The 17,327-nt window shown below is 69.8% G+C and carries 17 protein-coding genes; 12 read left to right on the forward strand and 5 right to left on the reverse strand.

Annotated elements, in window-relative coordinates; genetic code table 11:
* The first annotated feature begins 297 nt into the window (after positions 1-297).
* Entirely contained in the window at positions 298-1,347 is a 1,050-nt protein-coding gene (locus tag ACFYPC_RS13480; RefSeq protein WP_388674594.1) for a LacI family DNA-binding transcriptional regulator, read from the forward strand.
* 88 nt (positions 1,348-1,435) lie between these two features.
* On the opposite strand, the gene ACFYPC_RS13485 is transcribed toward ACFYPC_RS13480, so the two are convergent.
* The gene (locus ACFYPC_RS13485) at positions 1,436-2,026 is read right to left on the reverse strand and encodes a helix-turn-helix domain-containing protein (RefSeq protein WP_388674596.1); all 591 of its coding nucleotides are present in this window, start codon (positions 2,024-2,026) and stop codon (positions 1,436-1,438) included.
* A gap of 76 nt (positions 2,027-2,102) precedes the next feature.
* Between ACFYPC_RS13485 and ACFYPC_RS13490 the strand changes: the two genes are divergently transcribed.
* The 4 genes from ACFYPC_RS13490 (at position 2,103) to ACFYPC_RS13505 (ending at position 6,793) form a co-directional block, all read left to right on the forward strand.
* Positions 2,103-3,614: an MFS transporter gene (locus ACFYPC_RS13490; RefSeq protein WP_388674598.1), complete on the forward strand. Its 1,512-nt coding sequence runs from the start codon at positions 2,103-2,105 to the stop codon at positions 3,612-3,614.
* A 108-nt stretch (positions 3,615-3,722) separates the two neighbouring features.
* Positions 3,723-4,769: an alpha/beta hydrolase family protein gene (locus ACFYPC_RS13495; RefSeq protein WP_388674600.1), complete on the forward strand. Its 1,047-nt coding sequence runs from the start codon at positions 3,723-3,725 to the stop codon at positions 4,767-4,769.
* Between the two features lie 267 nt (positions 4,770-5,036).
* A complete protein-coding gene (locus ACFYPC_RS13500; RefSeq protein ID WP_388674602.1) occupies positions 5,037-5,975 on the forward strand; it encodes a GNAT family N-acetyltransferase in 939 nt (312 codons plus the stop codon).
* A 17-nt stretch (positions 5,976-5,992) separates the two neighbouring features.
* Positions 5,993-6,793 (forward strand): sugar phosphate isomerase/epimerase family protein, encoded by an 801-nt coding sequence (locus tag ACFYPC_RS13505; RefSeq protein WP_388674604.1) that lies wholly within the window; start codon positions 5,993-5,995, stop codon positions 6,791-6,793.
* Positions 6,794-6,963: 170 nt separating this feature from the next.
* Here the strand turns inward: ACFYPC_RS13505 and ACFYPC_RS13510 are convergent, their stop codons facing one another.
* Complete coding sequence (locus ACFYPC_RS13510; protein ID WP_388674606.1) at positions 6,964-7,383, reverse strand: ATP-binding protein; 420 nt, start codon at positions 7,381-7,383, stop codon at positions 6,964-6,966.
* A 120-nt stretch (positions 7,384-7,503) separates the two neighbouring features.
* Between ACFYPC_RS13510 and ACFYPC_RS13515 the strand changes: the two genes are divergently transcribed.
* Both ACFYPC_RS13515 and ACFYPC_RS13520 read left to right on the forward strand, forming a co-directional pair.
* On the forward strand, positions 7,504-8,322 hold the full coding sequence (locus ACFYPC_RS13515) for a Scr1 family TA system antitoxin-like transcriptional regulator (RefSeq protein ID WP_388674608.1): 819 nt from the start codon (positions 7,504-7,506) through the stop codon (positions 8,320-8,322).
* Positions 8,319-8,552, forward strand: a complete 234-nt coding sequence (locus ACFYPC_RS13520; RefSeq protein WP_388674610.1) for a DUF397 domain-containing protein — start codon at positions 8,319-8,321, stop codon at positions 8,550-8,552. The genes ACFYPC_RS13515 and ACFYPC_RS13520 overlap by 4 nt, the downstream gene beginning before the upstream one ends.
* Here ACFYPC_RS13520 and ACFYPC_RS13525 read toward each other — a convergent pair.
* Both ACFYPC_RS13525 and ACFYPC_RS13530 read right to left on the reverse strand, forming a co-directional pair.
* A complete protein-coding gene (locus ACFYPC_RS13525) occupies positions 8,533-9,174 on the reverse strand; it encodes a GNAT family N-acetyltransferase (RefSeq protein WP_388674612.1) in 642 nt (213 codons plus the stop codon). The two genes, ACFYPC_RS13520 and ACFYPC_RS13525, sit on opposite strands and share 20 nt — an antisense overlap.
* A gap of 114 nt (positions 9,175-9,288) precedes the next feature.
* Complete coding sequence (locus tag ACFYPC_RS13530; RefSeq protein WP_388674614.1) at positions 9,289-9,873, reverse strand: RBBP9/YdeN family alpha/beta hydrolase; 585 nt, start codon at positions 9,871-9,873, stop codon at positions 9,289-9,291.
* Positions 9,874-9,923: 50 nt separating this feature from the next.
* On the opposite strand from ACFYPC_RS13530, the gene ACFYPC_RS13535 reads away from it, so the two are divergent.
* The gene (locus ACFYPC_RS13535) at positions 9,924-10,925 is read left to right on the forward strand and encodes a LysR family transcriptional regulator (RefSeq protein ID WP_388674616.1); all 1,002 of its coding nucleotides are present in this window, start codon (positions 9,924-9,926) and stop codon (positions 10,923-10,925) included.
* On the opposite strand, the gene ACFYPC_RS13540 is transcribed toward ACFYPC_RS13535, so the two are convergent.
* Positions 10,900-11,421: an AAA family ATPase gene (locus ACFYPC_RS13540; protein ID WP_388675228.1), complete on the reverse strand. Its 522-nt coding sequence runs from the start codon at positions 11,419-11,421 to the stop codon at positions 10,900-10,902. The genes ACFYPC_RS13535 and ACFYPC_RS13540 overlap by 26 nt on opposite strands.
* A 55-nt stretch (positions 11,422-11,476) precedes the next feature.
* Here ACFYPC_RS13540 and hemC point away from each other — a divergent pair, with 55 nt between their 5' ends.
* The 4 genes from hemC (at position 11,477) to ACFYPC_RS13560 (ending at position 17,296) form a co-directional block, all read left to right on the forward strand.
* Positions 11,477-12,412, forward strand: a complete 936-nt coding sequence (gene hemC / locus ACFYPC_RS13545; RefSeq protein WP_388674618.1) for a hydroxymethylbilane synthase — start codon at positions 11,477-11,479, stop codon at positions 12,410-12,412.
* Between the two features lie 263 nt (positions 12,413-12,675).
* The gene (locus ACFYPC_RS13550) at positions 12,676-13,902 is read left to right on the forward strand and encodes a glycoside hydrolase family 18 protein (protein ID WP_388674620.1); all 1,227 of its coding nucleotides are present in this window, start codon (positions 12,676-12,678) and stop codon (positions 13,900-13,902) included.
* A gap of 709 nt (positions 13,903-14,611) precedes the next feature.
* The gene (locus ACFYPC_RS13555; protein ID WP_388674622.1) at positions 14,612-16,456 is read left to right on the forward strand and encodes a glycoside hydrolase family 3 protein; all 1,845 of its coding nucleotides are present in this window, start codon (positions 14,612-14,614) and stop codon (positions 16,454-16,456) included.
* 171 nt (positions 16,457-16,627) lie between these two features.
* Positions 16,628-17,296 (forward strand): hypothetical protein, encoded by a 669-nt coding sequence (locus ACFYPC_RS13560; protein ID WP_388674624.1) that lies wholly within the window; start codon positions 16,628-16,630, stop codon positions 17,294-17,296.
* Positions 17,297-17,327 lie beyond the last annotated feature (31 nt).

The raw sequence follows: 17,327 nt of genomic DNA on the forward strand, positions 1-17,327 counted from the left end.
CGCCCCATCGAGGAACTGGTGAGCGTGCCAGCAAGCGCTTTCTATATGGAGAGAAGCTAGCCTCTGTCGAGTCCGTGGGACAAGACCACAGGGGGACGAGATGTTCGATCGGTCGGACGGCTGGACGCGGGGTGTGTGGTCAGGGTCGGATGTACCCGGATATGGGGGCCGTCCGAACCCCCTGCTCGCGGGAGCCCAGGACCGGCCTCCGGGAACCATGGGGGCGCACGTTTTTCACGAGGACGACAACGAGTTTCACGAGGACGACAACGAGTTGCGTGACCGGAGGACGACGAGATGACCGTGACCCTGGCGGACGTGGCGGCGCGTGCGCAGGTCTCGCCCGCGACCGTGTCCCGGGTGCTGAACGGGAACTATCCCGTCGCGGAGGCCACGCGCGAGCGAGTACTGCACGCGGTGAACGAGCTGGACTACGTGCTCAACGGGCCCGCGAGTTCCCTAGCCGCGGCGACGTCCGACCTCGTCGGGATCCTCGTCAACGACATCGCCGACCCCTTCTTCGGCATCATGGCGGCCGCGATCCAGTCGGAGATCGGCGGCCCCGGGGGCCGTGCGGGCGGGGAGCGGCTGGGGGTCGTGTGCAACACGGGCGGCTCCCCGGAGCGCGAACTGACCTACCTCACGCTCCTTCAGCGCCAACGCGCCGCCGCTGTCGTCCTCACCGGCGGCGCCGTCGAGGACCCCACGCACGCCACCGCCGTCGCCGCGAAGCTGCGCAGGCTGGCGGAGGCCGGGACCAAGGTCGTCCTCTGCGGACGCCCGCCCTCGCCCGAGGCCGCCGAGGCGATCGCCCTCACCTTCGACAACCGTGGCGGCGGTCAGGAGCTCACCGAGCATCTGATCGGCCTCGGCCACCGAAGGCTCGGCTACATCGCCGGCCCCGAGGAGCGGACGACGACCCGGCACCGCATCGAGGGCCACCGGGCCGCACTCGCCGCGCACGGAATCAAGGACGACCCGCTGAACACCGTGCACGGCCGCTACGACCGTCGCTCCGGCTACGAGGCGACCCTCGAACTCCTGCGCCGCGACCCGTCGTTGACCGCCGTCCTCGCCGCGAACGACACCGTGGCACTGGGTGCGTGTGCCGCCCTGCGGGACTCGGGACTGCGGATTCCGGACGACGTGTCCGTAGCGGGCTTCGACGACCTCCCGTTCAGCATCGATGCGGTGCCCGCGCTGACGACGGTGCGACTGCCGCTGACCGAGGCGGGGGCCCGCGCGGGCCGGATCGCCATGGGGCGCGAGGAACCGCCGCCCGGGGGGATCGCCACGGTGCGGGGGGAGTTGACGGTGCGGGGGTCGACGGGGGTTCCGCGGGCCTGAGGGTCCGGGCCCGGATTTCCTCCGTCGATGACGAGGTGGGGCGGGGCGGGGCGAGGTCACCCAGCCCACGCGGGAGGCACCCCGTCACTCACCCGTTCTCGCCTGTCGTGGCACGGACATGCATACGTTCGCCTTCGCGGCTGAACAGACTGAGAACCTCGGCCGGTTCGCTGCCGGTGCTGCCGAACCAGTGGTTGACCTGCGTGGTGAACTCGGCGACCTCGCCCGGGCCCATGACGATGTCGAGCTCGCCGAGGACCAGGCGCATGCGCCCCGAGATCACGTAGAGCCATTCGTGCCCCCCGTGCGCTCGGGGAGTCGGTGTGGCGACCTCGGCGGGGATGATGATCTTCCAGGCCTGCATGCCCGTCGGGTGCCGGGTGAGCGGCACGACCGTCCTTCCGTTGACCCTGCGTGGCTTCAGCCGTATACGGGGGTCGCCGAGTTGTGGGGCACCCACCAGATCGTCCAGAGGCACACCGTAGGCGTGCGCGAGGTGGAGCAACAGATCGAGGCTGGGACGGCGTTGGCCGGTTTCGAGCCGGGAGAGGGTGCTCTTGGAGACTCCGGTCATCTCCGCCAGCGCGGTGAGCGTGATGCCTCGCAGCGTCCGCAGCCGTTTCAGCCGCGCGCCCACCCGGTCCAGCGTCGTCGCGATGTCGGTCGAGGATGTGCTCACCCGGTGATTTCATCACCGCGTCCCAGTATCAGCAACGTTCGTTGCTTGCCCGGGGATGCCTCGTGACGCTGACCCCATGAGTGATCTCGATGAGGGAAACGATGAATCCGGCGAGCGGACATCTTCGGTTCGGTGGGCCGTAGGCAGCCTCGCGCTGTCGATGTTGTTGTCGTCACTCGGCACCAGCATCGCGAACGTCGCCCTGCCTACGTTGACCAATGCGTTCGCGGTCTCGTTCCAAGAAGTCCAATGGGTGGTCCTGTCCTACCTCCTCGCCATCACCGTCCTGATCGTCAGTGCCGGACGGCTGGGTGACGTCCTCGGCCATCGGCGGGTGCTGCTGGCTGGAATCGCCGTCTTCACGGTGGCCTCGATTCTCTGTGGTGTCGCGCCGACGCTCTGGATGCTCATCGCCGCCCGCATATTGCAGGGTGTCGGAGCAGCCGTCCTGATGGCGCTCACGATGGCACTGGTCCGCGAGACGGTTCCCGCAGCAAGGACCGGTCGCGCCATGGGGCTGCTCGGAACGATGTCCGCGGCGGGCACCGCTCTCGGCCCATCGCTCGGCGGCATCCTGATCGCCGGACCCGGCTGGCAGGCGATCTTTCTCGTCATGGCGCCACTGGGCATCGTCAATTTCCTGCTCGCTCACCGCCACCTGCCCGTCGACAGGCAGAAGCCGAAGCTCGACAGACAGAAGGCGAAGGTCGGCAGGAGCGGCAGAAGCGGCTGGAGGCGCAGGAGCGGCAGAAGCAGCTGGAGCGGCTTCGACGGCTTGGGCACACTGCTGCTCGGCCTGACGCTCGCTTCCTACGCACTCGCCGTGACGGTCGGGGGAGGTCGATTCGACCGGCTCAACGTGGCCCTGCTGTCGGCCGCCGCAGTCGGTGTGTGCCTCTTCGTACGCGCGGAGGCGAGAGCGGCATCGCCGTTGATCCGCTTGGCCGCGTTCCGCAATGTGGTGCTGAGCACCGGCCTGGCGATGAACGTGCTCGTGGCGACGGTGATGATGACGACGCTGGTGGTCGGGCCGTTCTACCTCTCCGGCGGGCTGGGGCTCAACGAAGCCCTGGTCGGAATCGTCATGTCGAGCGGCCCGGTCATCTCCGCACTGAGCGGTGTCCCCGCCGGCCGCGTTGTCGACCGCCTGGGCGCGCCATTCATGGTGGTCGCCGGACTCGTCGCGATGGCGGCCGGTTGCGTGGCCCTCTCCACGCTTCCGGCAATATGGGGACTCGTCGGCTATGTTGCCGCCCTGGCCGTCCTGACCCCCGGCTACCAGCTGTTTCTGGCAACGAACAACACTGCCGTCATGATGGACGTCCACCCGGACCAGCGGGGCGTCATCTCCGGGATTCTCGGTCTGTCGCGCAACCTGGGGCTCATTACCGGCGCGTCCGTCATGGGTGCCGTGTTCGCGTTCGCCTCGGCTGCGGGCGACATCACGACGGCGGGTTCCGAGGCCGTCGCCACGGGAATGCGGATCACCTTCGCCGTCTCGGCGGTTCTGATTGTCGTCGCGGTTGTTCTCTCCGTGGGAAGTCGCGCCTTCTCAACCCGTCCTTCGCCCGTCGGTGAGCCATCGTGACGCGTCACGGAGCCCGTGCAGCGTCACTGAGCCCGTGCAGCGTCACGGAGCCGTGAACAACGGTCCGACGACTCCCTCGCCAGGACTCGGCCGGGGATACTGGGCAGCATGCGATTGCTTCGGAGGACGGCCGGTGTCGCCGCCGGGCTGACGCTCGTGGCGGTGGCCGGGTGTACCGGGGGTGATGGTGCCGACGCCGGGAATACGGACGCGTCGGCGTCGGCGTCGACCAGCGCCGCGCCCGCCGCCCCCACCAGGACTCCCACCCCGACCCCGAAGGTCTCCGCGGACCCGGTGTCGATCCCAGGCCTGATCGAACGCAAGCACACGGGCTCGGACCTCCGGCTCGGCAACGTACTCGCCCGCACCGACGCCTACACCCGCTACGCGGTGACGTACGAGGCCAACGGGCTGACGATCTCGGGAATCATGAACATCCCCGAGGGCAAGGGCCCCTTCCCCTCCCTCGTGCTGGCGCACGGATACATCGACCCGGACGTCTACACCACCGGCCGCGGCCTGGCCCGGGAACAGGACCTCCTCGCCCGCAACGGCTACGTCGTCCTGCACACCGACTACCGCAACCACGCCACCTCGGACAACGACCCGAAGAACGACGTCAACCTCCGCCTCGGATACACCGAGGACGTCATCGGCGCCGTACTGGCCCTGCGCTCGTCCACCCGCCCGGAGATCGACGGCGACCGGATCGGCCTCCTTGGCCGGTCGATGGGCGGCGGCGTCACGTACAACACCCTGGTCGTGGCACCCGGCCTGGTCGACGCCGCCGTGGTGTTCGCACCGGTGAGCTCCCGCCCCGCCGAGAACATCGACCAGTTCCAGCGCCCTGACGACGACCCGATCGTCACCGAGATCGAGGCGGCCCACGGCACACCCGAGGAGAACCCCAAGTTCTGGCGGGAGGTCTCCCCCATCACGTACGCCGACCGCCTGAGCGAGCCGCTGCTGATCCACCACGGCACGGCCGACGACACCTGCCCCATCACCTGGTCGCGCCGGACCACCGCCGCCTTCAAGGCAGCGGGCAAGGACGTACAACTCAAGGTGTACGAGGGCGAAGGCCACACTTTCGGCCCCCGGTGGCCGGCCTCCATGGACACGACGATGGCCTTCTTCGCCCAGCACCTGCGCTGACCGGGCAAGGTTCTTGGCGCGATGTATCGGGCGGGACGGGACGAAACTGTGGACGGCGGTCAGGCCACCCCTTACGCTCGAAGGACATCTCTGACTGAGTCAACCATCCAGAGCCATCCAGAGCCGCTTCGAGAACCGCCCCGGAGCAGCCTCCAGAGCTTCCTTCGAAGGCCGTCTGTGGAGGCGTCTGCGGGGGCCGTCCGCGGGGGCCGTCCGCGGGGGCCCGTCCGCGGGGCCGCACCCAGAGCCGACCACCCGGGACCGATCATGACCGTCCAGGACATCCGCTCCTTCAACCGCTTCTACACGAACGTCATCGGCGCGCTCGACTACGGCCGCCACCTGTACGCCCCCTACACCCTCACGGAGTCCCGCGTCCTGTACGAACTCGCGCACTCCCCTCGTACGGACGCCGCCGACCTCCGCCGCGAACTCTCCCTGGACGCGGGGTACTTGAGCCGCATCCTGAACAAGTTCGAGCAGGACGGACTGGTCGAGCGAGCACCGTCCGAGAAGGACTCGCGGCGCCGTCGTGTCACGCTCACCGCGCGAGGCAGGGAGGCGGCCGGTCTGCTGGACGAGCGGGCGCGCGAGACGGTCGGTTCGCTGCTCGCCGCGGTGGCCCCGCCCGACCGGCCGCGGCTCGCGGAGGCGATGCGGACGGTACGGACGCTCCTGGGCGACGGACGGAGTGGGGCTCCCCGCCGCGAGGATGTCGTGCTGCACGAGCCGGGACCCGGCGACCTCGGCTGGATCGTGCAGCGCAACGCCGCGCTGTACGCGGCGGAGTACGGCTGGAACACCGACTACGAGGGCCTGGTGGCGAGGATCGTCGCCGACTTCGCCGAGGATCACGATCCGCACCTGGAGCGGGTGTGGATCGCCGAGCTCGACGGCCGGCGGGTGGGCTGCGTGATGTGCGTACGGGACGACGCCCCCGCGGCGGCCCGCCTCCGCCTCCTCCTGGTCGAACCGGACGCGCGCGGCCTCGGCATCGGCGATCAACTCGTCACGGCCGTCAGGGACTTCGCACGCGGCGTCGGCTACCACGACCTGGTCCTGTGGACCAACGACGTCCTCACCGCCGCCCGCCGCGTCTACCAGCGCCACGGTTTCGTCCTCGTCTCCGAGAAACCGCACCGTTCCTTCGGCGCGGATCTGGTCGGCCAGGACTGGCGCCTGGACCTGCGCGGCAACGCTGAGTGACGAGTAAAATCCGACTCATGAAGCTGGCCTTCTCCACCCTCGGTGTCCCAGGACTCCCCATCCCCGAAGTCGTACGTCTGGCCGCCACGCACGGCTACCACGGCGTGGAACTGCGCGCGCATCCGGAGGAGCCCGTGCATCCGGGCATCGGCCCGGCCGAACGGGCGGATGTGTCCGCCGAGTTCAAGGCGTCCGGCATCGAGATCCTCGGCCTGGCGGGGTACGCGCGCGTCGCCGCGCCGGGCGACGACACCGCCGTACTCGCGGAGATCCATGAACTCCTCGACCTGGCAAGGGACTTGGGTGCTCCTTTCGTGCGCGTCTTCCCGGGGGCGGGGCCCGACCAGCGCCCCGAGGAGGGGGACGCGACGGCTGCCCGGCGCCTGGGCACCGCGGCGGAGTACGCCGCCGAGGTGGGCGTACGGATCCTGCTGGAGACCCATGACTCGCACCGCACCGGCGCAGCCGCAATCCGCGTCCTCGGCCCGGTCGGCCATCGGCAGGTGGGCTCGCTGTGGGACGTCATGCACACCTGGCTGGGCGGCGAGCAGCCGCAGGCGACCTACGCGGCGCTGGCCCCCCACCTCGGCTACGTCCAGGTCAAGGACATCGCGTCCGCCGACAACACCACCCCGCTGCCGCTCGGAGCGGGCGTACTCCCGCTCACCGAGTGCGTGGAACTGCTCTCCCGCGAGGGCTGGGACGGCTGGCTGTGCTGGGAGTACGAGAAGCGGTGGTACGAGGAGGCCGCCCCGCTCGCGGACCTGCTGGGCGCGGGCCGACAGCACCTCGCCCGCCTGCTGAACGAGTCGGCGTAGGCGGGGGTGTCGCGCGGCCGCGCGGCTGATTCGGCGTAGGCGGGGGTGTCGCGCGGCTGCGCGGCTGATTCGGCGTAGGCGGGGGTGTCGCGCGGCTGCGCGGCTGATTCGGCGTAGCCGGGAGCAGGCAGATCGTGGGCCGGGCCATACGCCTAGGCCGTGCCCCGGCCTCAGCCAAGGACTCGGACCCAGACGGTCTTGCCGAACTCGCGGTCGCGGACCTCCCAGGCGTCGGACAGGGCCTCGACGAGGAGCAGGCCGCGGCCCGATGTCTCGTCGGGGTCGAAGGGCCTCACGACCGGGTGGTGGGGTGATCCGTCGGAGACCTCGACCTCGACCGCCTTCCCGCCGTCGTCGTAGGTGAGTGCCACGTCGAAGGTGCGGTCGGGGAGACGGGCGTGCCGGACCGCGTTCGTCGCCAGTTCCGAGACGATCAGAACGACGGTCTCGCAGGCGTCGTCCGGGACCGCCCAGCCGGCCAGCACGATCCGGGCACCTTGCCGGACCTCGGCGATGTTGCCGGCCACCGGCATGAACCTCCGCCCCCAGGTGCGAAGTCGGGGGTTTACGCCGTCACTTTCTGTGTTCATGCAACCACTGTCGGCCCTGGTCGCTACCGTCACCAGTGACCGAGCGTCGACCGTCGCGTCCGGCAACTGGTGTGGTGCGCGCGTTGATCGGCGTAGAACCGTGTAGAGGGGGTGGCTGCGATGGGGCAGCCCAGGAAGAACTCGTCCTCGCCTGCCGCGCAGTACTTCGCGGAGGTGCTGCGCGTACTGCGTACGAAGGCGGGGCTCTCGCAGAACGAGTTGGGTGAGCGGATGGCGTACTCGGGGGCCGCGGTGAGCGCCGTCGAAACATGCGCCAAGCCCGCGACCGACGAGTTCATCGAGGCGGCGGAGAAGGCGTTGGAGGCGGGGGGTCTTGTTTCGGCCGCCTCGCGGTATCTACGGCTGGAGCGGTATCCGGCGCATTTCCAGGGCATGGTCCAGCTGGAGCAGGACGCGCTGAGCGTCTCCTCGTACTCCGTGCAACTGGTCCACGGGCTTCTGCAGACCGAGAGCTACGCCCACGCGCTGTACGACCACGCGGTTCCGCCGATAGACCCCGAGGAGACCGAGGAGCATGTTGCGGCTCGCATGGAGCGCAAGGCGCTGTTCGACCGCAAGCCGGTGGCAATGATCAGCATGGTGCTGGAAGAGGCTGGGCTCAGGAGGATGATCGGCGGATCAAGCGTGATGCGCCGTCAGTACGAATACCTCGTCGAGTGCGCGGCACGCCCCAACCTCGCACTCCAGGTGATGCCTATGAGCCGCGCAGGGCACGCGTGTCTGGCAGGTCCGATGACGGTCATCGAGACCCCCGAGGAAACCACCTTGGTCTACTTGGAAGGCCAGGGAAACAGCCACCTTGTCTCCAGACCGGACGAGGTGGGAGTGCTCGCGCGACGCTATGCGATGATCCGCACACAGGCCCTCGACCCCGAGGAGTCCGTGAATCTGATCGAGCAGTTGGCGGGTGAACTATGAGCAACTTGGCCTGGTTCAAGAGCAGTTACAGCGACAACACGGGCGGAGAATGCCTGGAGGCCGCCTTCACTTGGCGCAAGAGCAGCTACAGCGACTCGGGCGGCGGTGATTGCGTCGAGATAGCCACCACCTCCACCATCCACATCCGCGACTCCAAGGCGCCGGCCCTCCCCCACCTCACCGTCTCCCCCGCCACCTGGACCGCGTTCCTCACGTACGCCGCGAAGTGATCGTGGAGGCCGCCCGCACCCGCTCCTCCAGGCGTGCCCGGCACTGGGGCCACTCCGCCGCCGTAACCGAGTAGATCGCGGAGTCGCGGAGGCAACCGTCCTCGCCCGGCGCCCAGGAGCGGGACCAGTTGCGCAGGACGCCCTCGAAGCGGGCGCCGGTGCGTTCGATCGCCGCGCGTGAACGGCTGTTGCGCGCGTCCGTCTTGAGGTCGACGCGCGCCACGCCCCACTCCTCGAAGGCGTGCCGGAACAGCAGGAGCTTGGCCTCGGTGTTCACGCCCGTTCCCTGGGCGGACGCGGACAGCCAGGTGAACCCGACCTCGATGGCGTCGAGTTGATCGTCCGTGCGCCAACTCCGGGGTTCCCAGAACGAGGTCGCGCCGACGGCCCGCCCGGAGGCCCGGTCGACCTGCGCGTACGGCGCGAGCTTCCCCGTCGCGGCGCGACCGAGCTGCGCGTCGATGTACGCGCTGACCTCGTCGGCCCTCGGTACCCACGTGAACGCGTACGAGCCGCGGTCCTCCTCCGCCGCGACGGCGAGGTCGGCCGCGTGACGCCGGTCCAGCGGCTCCAGTCGTACGAGGGCGCCTTCGAGAACCGGCCCCTCCAGCTTGAAACTCAACTTCCGTTACCCCTTCGCCCACAGCTCCGCGCACGCTCACGATGTCCGGGGAGAGTCTTCCCTGCCCGCCTGGAGCCGTCCAACGGGATTCCCGGCACCGGAGTCCCGCGGCGCCTACGCCGGGCGCGCCGTGAACTTCACCAAATCGTCGAGGCACCAGTCCAGCACCGCCGGCCAGGACCCGTACCCGGCATCCAGGTCAAGGTGACCCGCGCCCGGGATGATCTCGGTGGGGATGCCGAGGGGGTCGCCGTAGGCGACGAGGGCGCCCTCCGTGCAGTACGAGTCGTTGTCGCCCGCGACCAGGTGGGTCGGCCCCGGCAGGGCGAGTGGGAAGGCGGGCGGGGCGAAGGCCGCGACCTCCGGAAGCCCAAGGAGTGTGGACGCGGACGGGGGGCCCACGAGCAGCACCCGGTCGACGTCGAGGCCCGTGGTACCGCGGGCGACCGCGTGCAGCCACAGCAGAACGGACAGACTGTGGGCGATCACGACGCGCTCGGCCCCGCGCGGCAAGCCTTCGAGGTACCGGGACAACTCCGCCAGCCACACGTCCAGGTCCGGGTCGTCGGGCTGCGGCAGCTGGGGGTAGACGACGAGGTGCCCCAGATCGGTCAGTCGGTCGGCCAGCCAGTGCTGCCAGTGGCCGGGCGGCCGGTGATTCTGCCAGCCGTGGAGGACGAGGAAGCTGCGGGAGGTCATGGAGTGATGGTTTCCGATCACCGGTACGCCGGTCCAGTTAATCTTTCCGGGTGGAACAGGTAAGCGAGACCTTCACTGTCGACCTCCGCCGGCTGACCGTCCTGCGCGAGCTCCAGCGACGCGGCAGCCTCGCCCGGGCTGCGGAAGCCCTGCACCTCACGCCGTCGGCGGTCTCCCAGCAGATCGCCGCCCTCGCCCGTGAGGCAGGCGTGCCGCTGACCGAGCGCGACGGCAGGGGCGTACGGCTGACCGGTCAGGCCCGGGTACTGCTGACGCACGCCGATCTCATCGCCGCTCAACTGGAGCGTGCTCGCGCCGACTTGGCCTCCTACGGCGAGGGCGGCGGGCGCGCGTCCGTTACCGTCGGCGCCCTTTCCAGCGGCATCCTCGGCCTGCTGCCCGGCGCGCTCGCCGCTCTGGCCGAGCGGCTGCCCCACGTCCGTATCGACGTCGTCGAGTCCCAGCCGCCCGACCTGTTCACCGCCCTGGACGCGGGGCAGGTCGACGTCGCCGTCGCCGTGGATTTCCCGGCAACGCCCCCGCACACCGACCGCCGCTACGCCCGCACCGATCTGCTGACCGACGTCCTGGACCTCGCCGTACCGGCCGACCACCGCCTCGCCGACCGCGACCGGGTCGCGCTCCGCGAACTCGCCACCGATCCCTGGATCGTCGGCGACGCCGACAGCTGCTGCGGCGCGGTCACCCGCACGGTCTGCGCGGCGGCCGGTTTCACCCCCGACATCCGCCACGCCGTCAACGACTGGGGCGCACTAGCGGCCCTGATCGAGGCGGGCCAGGGAGTAGCCCTGATCCCCCGCATGGTCCAGCCCCTGTACGCCCACCGCCGACTCACCCTACTGACCCCCGACGGCACTCCACCGACCCGCAACGTCTTCATGGCCGTACGCACGGGCTCGGAGTCCGACCCCGTACTGACCGCCGTACAGGAACAACTACTAGCCGCGGCAACCGAGTTGAGCAACCGTCAATTGACCAACCGCCAGGCGCGGCCCTCGACCGGGGTCAGGCGTTCCCCACGCTCGCCATGACGAGCTCCGCGACCCGCGACGGCGGGATCCCCGTCGTATCGACGGTCTCCGCCTCCTCGCGGAGCCAGGGCAGGGCGCGTTGGTAGTCGGCGAGGTGGTCGAGGCGCCACTGGCGGGCGCCGGCGCTCTCGGGGTCGGTGTCGGTCTCGATGCGGTGGACGAGGGTGTCGTGGTCGGTGTGGAGGAGGTAGTGGCGTACGGGGATGCCTGCCTTGGCGAGGCCGGCGCTGATCTCGTGCCAGTACCGCTCGTTGAGGACCGTCTGCGGGACGACGAGCGTTCCGCCCACGTGGTCCAGGACCTGACGTGCCGTCTCGACCACCAGCCCGCGCCAGGGCGGGAAGTCCTGGAACTCCCGGGGCTTACCCAGGACGTGCCAGAGCATGTACCCCACCTGTTCGGGGTCGAAGAGCCTGGACTCCGGTATGCGGGAGGCGAGTTCCTTCGCGGTGGTGGTCTTGCCCGCGCCGAAGGTGCCGTTAAGCCAGAGGATCATGGCGTACGACCCTACGCGGGCGTCCGTCCCCCCGCAGGCCGCTATCGTGAACGTCATGTCCGCTCCGGAAATCCTCCGTATCGTCTCCCGTGACTCGCCCATGGCGCTGGCCCAAGTGGAGCGCGTTCGCGCCGAGTTGGGCGTACTGCACCCGGGGATCCGTACCGAGGTGGTCCCTGTGAAGACGACCGGGGACAAATGGATGGGGGATCTGGCACAGGTCGAGGGCAAGGGGGCCTTCACCAAGGAGGTCGACGCCGCGCTGCTGGCGGGCGAGGCGGATCTCGCGGTGCACTGCGTCAAGGACATCCCGGCTGACCGGCCGCTGCCGGCCGGGACGATGTTCGCCGCGTTCCTCGCGCGGGACGACATCCGTGACGCGCTGATCCACCCCGGCGGGCTCACCCTCGACGAACTGCCGCCGGGCACCCGGGTCGGCACCTCCTCCGTACGCCGCGTCGCACAGCTCGCCGCCTCCCATCCGCACCTGGACTGCGTGCCGTTCCGGGGGAACGCCAACCGGCGTCTGGAGAAGCTGGCGGCCGGCGAGGCCGACGCGCTGCTGCTCGCGGCGTCCGGCCTGGAGCGCATCGGGCGAATGGACGTGATCACCGAGATCCTGTCGCCGGAGACGCTGATGCCGCCTATCGGCGCGGGCATTCTGGCCTTGCAGTGCCGCGAGGGCGACACGGCCGTGATCGACACCGTCAGCGGCATCGGCGATCCGGCGACGCACCGTGAGGCCACCGCCGAGCGGATGTTCCTGCACGTCCTGCAGGGACACTGCAACTCACCGATCGCCGGCTACGCGAAGTCCGAGCGCAGCGGCGAACTCTCCCTGCGGGCCTGCGTGTTCACCCCTGACGGCAAGACCGTACTCAACGCCCACGAGTGGGCGGGCCGCCTCGATCCCGCGACCCTGGGCACCTCCGTCGCTGTCGCCCTGCTGCGCCAGGGCGCCCGCGAACTCATCGACGGCATCCCGCACTGAGCCTGCCCTGGCCTGCCCTGTCGTCCCCTGCCCTGGCCTGCCCTCCGGGCAGGCCCCGCCCCACACTTACCGAAGCAGTGGGCCTGCGGCTGGAAATGATGTATTTCCCACCGACAGGCACGCTAATGCCTGAAATCGGGAGGCGGACTCAATGCGACAGGCACCTCATAGGCTTCCCGCTTATCGGCCCTCAAGGAGCTGCCTGTCCGCTCGGCCCGCTACCGTGATCGCTATCAACTATCAGCTCTTCACGGAGGTAGTGAATGTTGCGATTCCGCCGTATGCGGGCCCTATTGCTGGCATGTCTGGCGTCGGCGGCGTGCCTGGTGGGGGCCGATACAGCCGTCGCCGCAGCACCCGCCACAGCCCTCGCCACAGCACCCACAGAGCAACGTCCGGTAATCGGCGCGTACTACGCGGGATGGAACAGCGAGGCGTATCCCGTTTCGCAGATTCCCGCCGACCAAATAACCCATCTATTCTACGCATTCTCGACGATCGACCAGGGAAAGTGCACGATTCTGCCGAATGCCGCGCAGGATTTCGCGGATCTGGCAGAGCTGAAGCGTGAACACCCCCAGCTCCGCACGCTGATCTCCATCGGCGGCTGGGGCACAGCCGGGTTCTCCGACGCCGCGCTCACCGCCGCTTCCCGGCAGACGTTCGTGAGTTCGTGCCTGGATATGTTCTTCTCCACCTACCGGGGCAGCTTCGACGGAGTAGACCTCGACTGGGAGTTCCCGGTCTACGGCGGCCCGACGGAGATCACCGACCGGCCCGAGGACCGCAGGAACATGACCCTGCTGGCGCAGGAGTTCCGCACTGAGATCGACAAGCGCGGCCAGGAGGACGGCAAGCGGTACGAGGTGACGGCCGCGCTTCCCACGGGACGGCTGCAGACCGACGGGGCCTACGACCCGGCGAAGAGCTTCGAACTCGGCAAGCTGGCCAAGATCCTGGACTTCATCAACCTCATGACCTACGACATGGGCACCGGATTCTCGCCCGTGTCCACCTTCAACGCCCCGATGGGGCCGGTGTCCGCCGACCCGACGGCGCAGCCGGACAAGACCTGGAACAACGTGACCGGCGCGGTGGCCTACTACCGGCTGCACGGCGTCCCCGCCAACCGTCTCGTGCTGGGCACCCCGTTCTACGGCCGCGGCTTCGTGGTGAACGAGGAGGGCGACAACCACGGTCTGTACCAGCCGTACGAGTCCACGTTCTGGGTCAGCGGCTGGCGCTCGATCGAGCCGTTGCTCGACGACCCGGCCTGGCAGCGGTACTGGAATCCGCAGGCACAGTCCCCGTGGCTGTACAACGCCGCCGAGCGAAGGTTCGTGAGCTACGAGGATCCGACGTCGATCGCCATCAGGGCCCGTTACGCCAAGCAGAGCGGGCTGTTGGGCACCTTCATGTGGGAACTGTCCGACGACGACGCCGAACACAGCATGCTGACGGCAATGTCGGCGCCGTTCCAGCTGAAGTAACCCTGCCAAGCAGGAACGAGCAGGAACAAGCAGGAACAAGTGGGAGCGGAAAAAGCCCGCCGGTCGTGACGCCTTCCGTCCCCGACTGGCACCACCGAGACCGGCGGCGACCCGGCAGATCCGCTCCCACTTCGGCTTCACGTCGGGTCTCCAGCCCGGCGCTTGCGGGGTGCCGCTCCTTTGGGACAGGTGCCGCCGCTGGCAGCACACATGCCCACAGCTACGGCGACAGCGACAGCGACAGCGCTGTACGGGCGCCGCTCCCCTGGGACGGGCGCCGACCCCTTGGGACAGGCGCGCCGCTCCCTTGGGACAGGCGCCGCCCCTCGCGGCACGTACGCCCAAGCCGCCTCCCCCGTACCGACTTTCAGGCATCCCCGGGAGATTGGGGAACCCTGTCCTCGCCCCCTCCGTCCAATCCCCATGCTGTCGGATGAGTCTCCGCAGAGCGGTGTCGGCCTCGCTGCTGGCTGCGAAAGCTGACTTACCCTCTCCGCCGCTTGCGGCCGACAGCACGCCGTCACCGGCGCGCCCCCCTCCAACAGCGCCGGTGACGGCCCCACCACGGCCTCACCGCGGGCCCACCGCGGGCCCACCGCGGGCCCACCACAATCCCGCCGCGCGGCAACGTGCGCACCCTTGACTGGAAGAAACTTCCCGGATATTCGTGACTCCTCGGAAGTTTCCTTCACGAGGGAAGGGGCGCCACGTGCGCGAGTCCAGCACGGGAAGCACGAGAAGCACCGCACGACCGTCCAGACGTACCGTTCTCGCCGCCACCGCGGGCGTCACCGCCGCCCTCGCCGGCGGCACCGGCGCGTACGCCGACGCCGGCACCGGCCCACACGACGACACCGAACTCCGCGCCCTCATCTCCCGTATGACGCTGGAGGAGAAGGTCGGCCAGCTCTTCGTGATGCGGGTGTACGGGCACTCGGCGACCGCGCCCGACCAGGTCGACATCGACGCCAATCTCAAGGAGATCGGCGTCAGGACGGCGGCCGAGCTGATCGCCAAGTACCGCGTCGGCGGGATCATCTACTTCGCCTGGGCGCACAACACCCGGGATCCGCACCAGATCGCGAGCCTGTCGAACGGCATCCAGCGGGCCTCCCTGGAACAGCCTCGCGGGTTGCCCGTCCTCATCTCCACCGACCAGGAGCACGGGATAGTGGCACGGGTGGGCAAGCCCGCGACGCTGCTCCCGGGCGCGATGGCCCTGGGGGCGGGAGGAGCGACGGCGGGCGCCCGCACGGCCGGCCGGATCGCCGGCGCCGAACTGCACGCGCTCGGCATCCGCCAGGACTACGCCCCGGTCGCCGACGTGAACGTCAACCCGGCCAACCCGGTGATCGGCGTACGTTCCTTCGGCGCCGGCCCGGACGCCGTGGCGGAGCTGGTCGCCGCCCAGGTGAAGGGGTATCAGGGCGCCGGGGTCGCGGCCACGGCCAAGCACTTCCCGGGGCACGGGGACACCGCCGTCGACAGCCACTACGGCTTCCCCGTCATCACGCACAGCCGGGAGCTGTGGGAGACCCTGGACGCCACGCCCTTCCGGGCGGCCATCCGCGCCGGCATCGACTCGATCATGACCGCGCACATCATGGTCCCGGCACTGGACGACTCCGGTGACCCGGCCACCCTCTCGCCGACGATCCTCACCGGCATCCTGCGCGGCGAACTCGGCTACGACGGGCTCGTGGTGACCGACTCGCTCGGCATGCAGGGCGTCCGCACGAAGTACGGCGACGACCGCGTCCCCGTACTGGCCCTCAAGGCCGGTGTCGACCAGCTCCTCAACCCGCCCTCGCTCGACATCGCCTGGAACGCCGTCCTCGGTGCCGTGCGGGGCGGCGAGCTGACCGAGGCGCGCCTCGACGAGTCGATCCTGCGCGTCCTGCGTCTCAAGTCGAAGCTGGGGCTGCTCAAGGACCCGTACGTGACCGATGCCGGCGTCGACAGCGCCGTCGGCACGGCGGCGCACCTCAGGGCCGCGGACCGGATCGCCGAGCGCACGACCACCCTGCTCGTCAACAAGGAGGACCTGCTGCCGCTCTCCCGGCGGCGCTCCCCCAAGGTGCTGGTCGTCGGCGCCGACCCGGCCTCCCCGTCCGGCACCGACGGACCGCCCACCAAGGTCCTCGCCACCGCCCTCACCGAACTGGGCTTCTCCGCGACGGCACTGTCCACCGGTACCGCGCCCTCGGCCGCGACGATCAGCCGCGCGGTCGCGGCGGCCGGCGAGGCGGACGCCGTGGTCGTCGGGACGTACAACGTGACGGCGACCAGCTCCCAGAAAACCCTGGTCACCCAACTCCTCGCCACCGGCGTCCCGGTGATCGCGGTCGCCATCCGCAACCCGTACGACGTGGCCCAACTCCCGGATGTTCCGGCCTACTTGGCGGCGTACTCCTGGACCGACGTCGAACTGCGCGCGGCGGCACGGGTGATCGCGGGCCGCGCCGAGCCGCGGGGCGAGCTTCCGGTGCCGGTACAGCGGGCGGACGATCCGGCGCGGGTGCTGTATCCGATCGGGTACGGGCTGCGGTACTAGTCGGACGTCCGGACAGGGGATGTCGTACGAGCGGGTCATCCGACGTACGGCGCGTACGCCGCACACCCGGCGGACCGCCCCCAAGTGGCGCAAAGCGCCCGGTACGCCTGGCGTGGCCCGCTGTCGCGGGTCACGCTGGGCTTCGGTACCGGGGGGATTGCCATGCGAACCATGCGGACTGCACGTGCCGTGCTGGGCACATTGCGGGCGGGGGTGCTGACGTGTGCCCTGGTGTGCGTGCTGGCGGTGTCGGGGCTCACCGGCTGTGACGCGTTGTCGACCTCGTCCGGGCCGTCCGAGCCGTCCGCGTCCGGACCCTCCGGGGGTACGGCGTCGACAAGGCCCGCGGGCTACGGCGCGGTGTTCCTCGGCGTCGACGAGTGCAGTTCCTTCGGGACGACCAGTTTCACCGAGGTGCTCTGCACCAGCGAACGGGCAGCCGCGCGGGTCGTCGCCCGCTACGACGGCAAGGTGGCGGACGGCCCCTCCTGCCCCGCGAACACGGACTTCGTGCTGCACATCAGCGAGATGCGGCCGTCCTCCGACGAGGACGGCGACGGCGCGATCCCGCAGGGCTACGCCTGTATGCGGGGGCTCCAGCCCCCGCACCCCGGCGACCCGGGCGGCGGCGGAGGCCCCCGCACCGTCGTCGGCGACTGCGTCTACAGCTCCGGCAGCGGTCAGGTCCGCGAGACCGCGTGCGACGGGAAGGGCAGGAAACCCCCGGAGCACAAGGTGATGTCGGCGGTCGAGGACCGCTCCCAGTGCCCGGCCTCCACGGACCTGTACGTCCAGCTCGGCGGCACCAGGCCGGTGGGCTGCGCCCGCCCGGTGCAGTGAACGGGCGGGCGCAGCAAGGACGTTGCCTATC

Source organism: Streptomyces sp. NPDC005808 (genome assembly GCF_042871385.1).
In the GTDB taxonomy this organism is placed as follows: domain Bacteria; phylum Actinomycetota; class Actinomycetes; order Streptomycetales; family Streptomycetaceae; genus Streptomyces.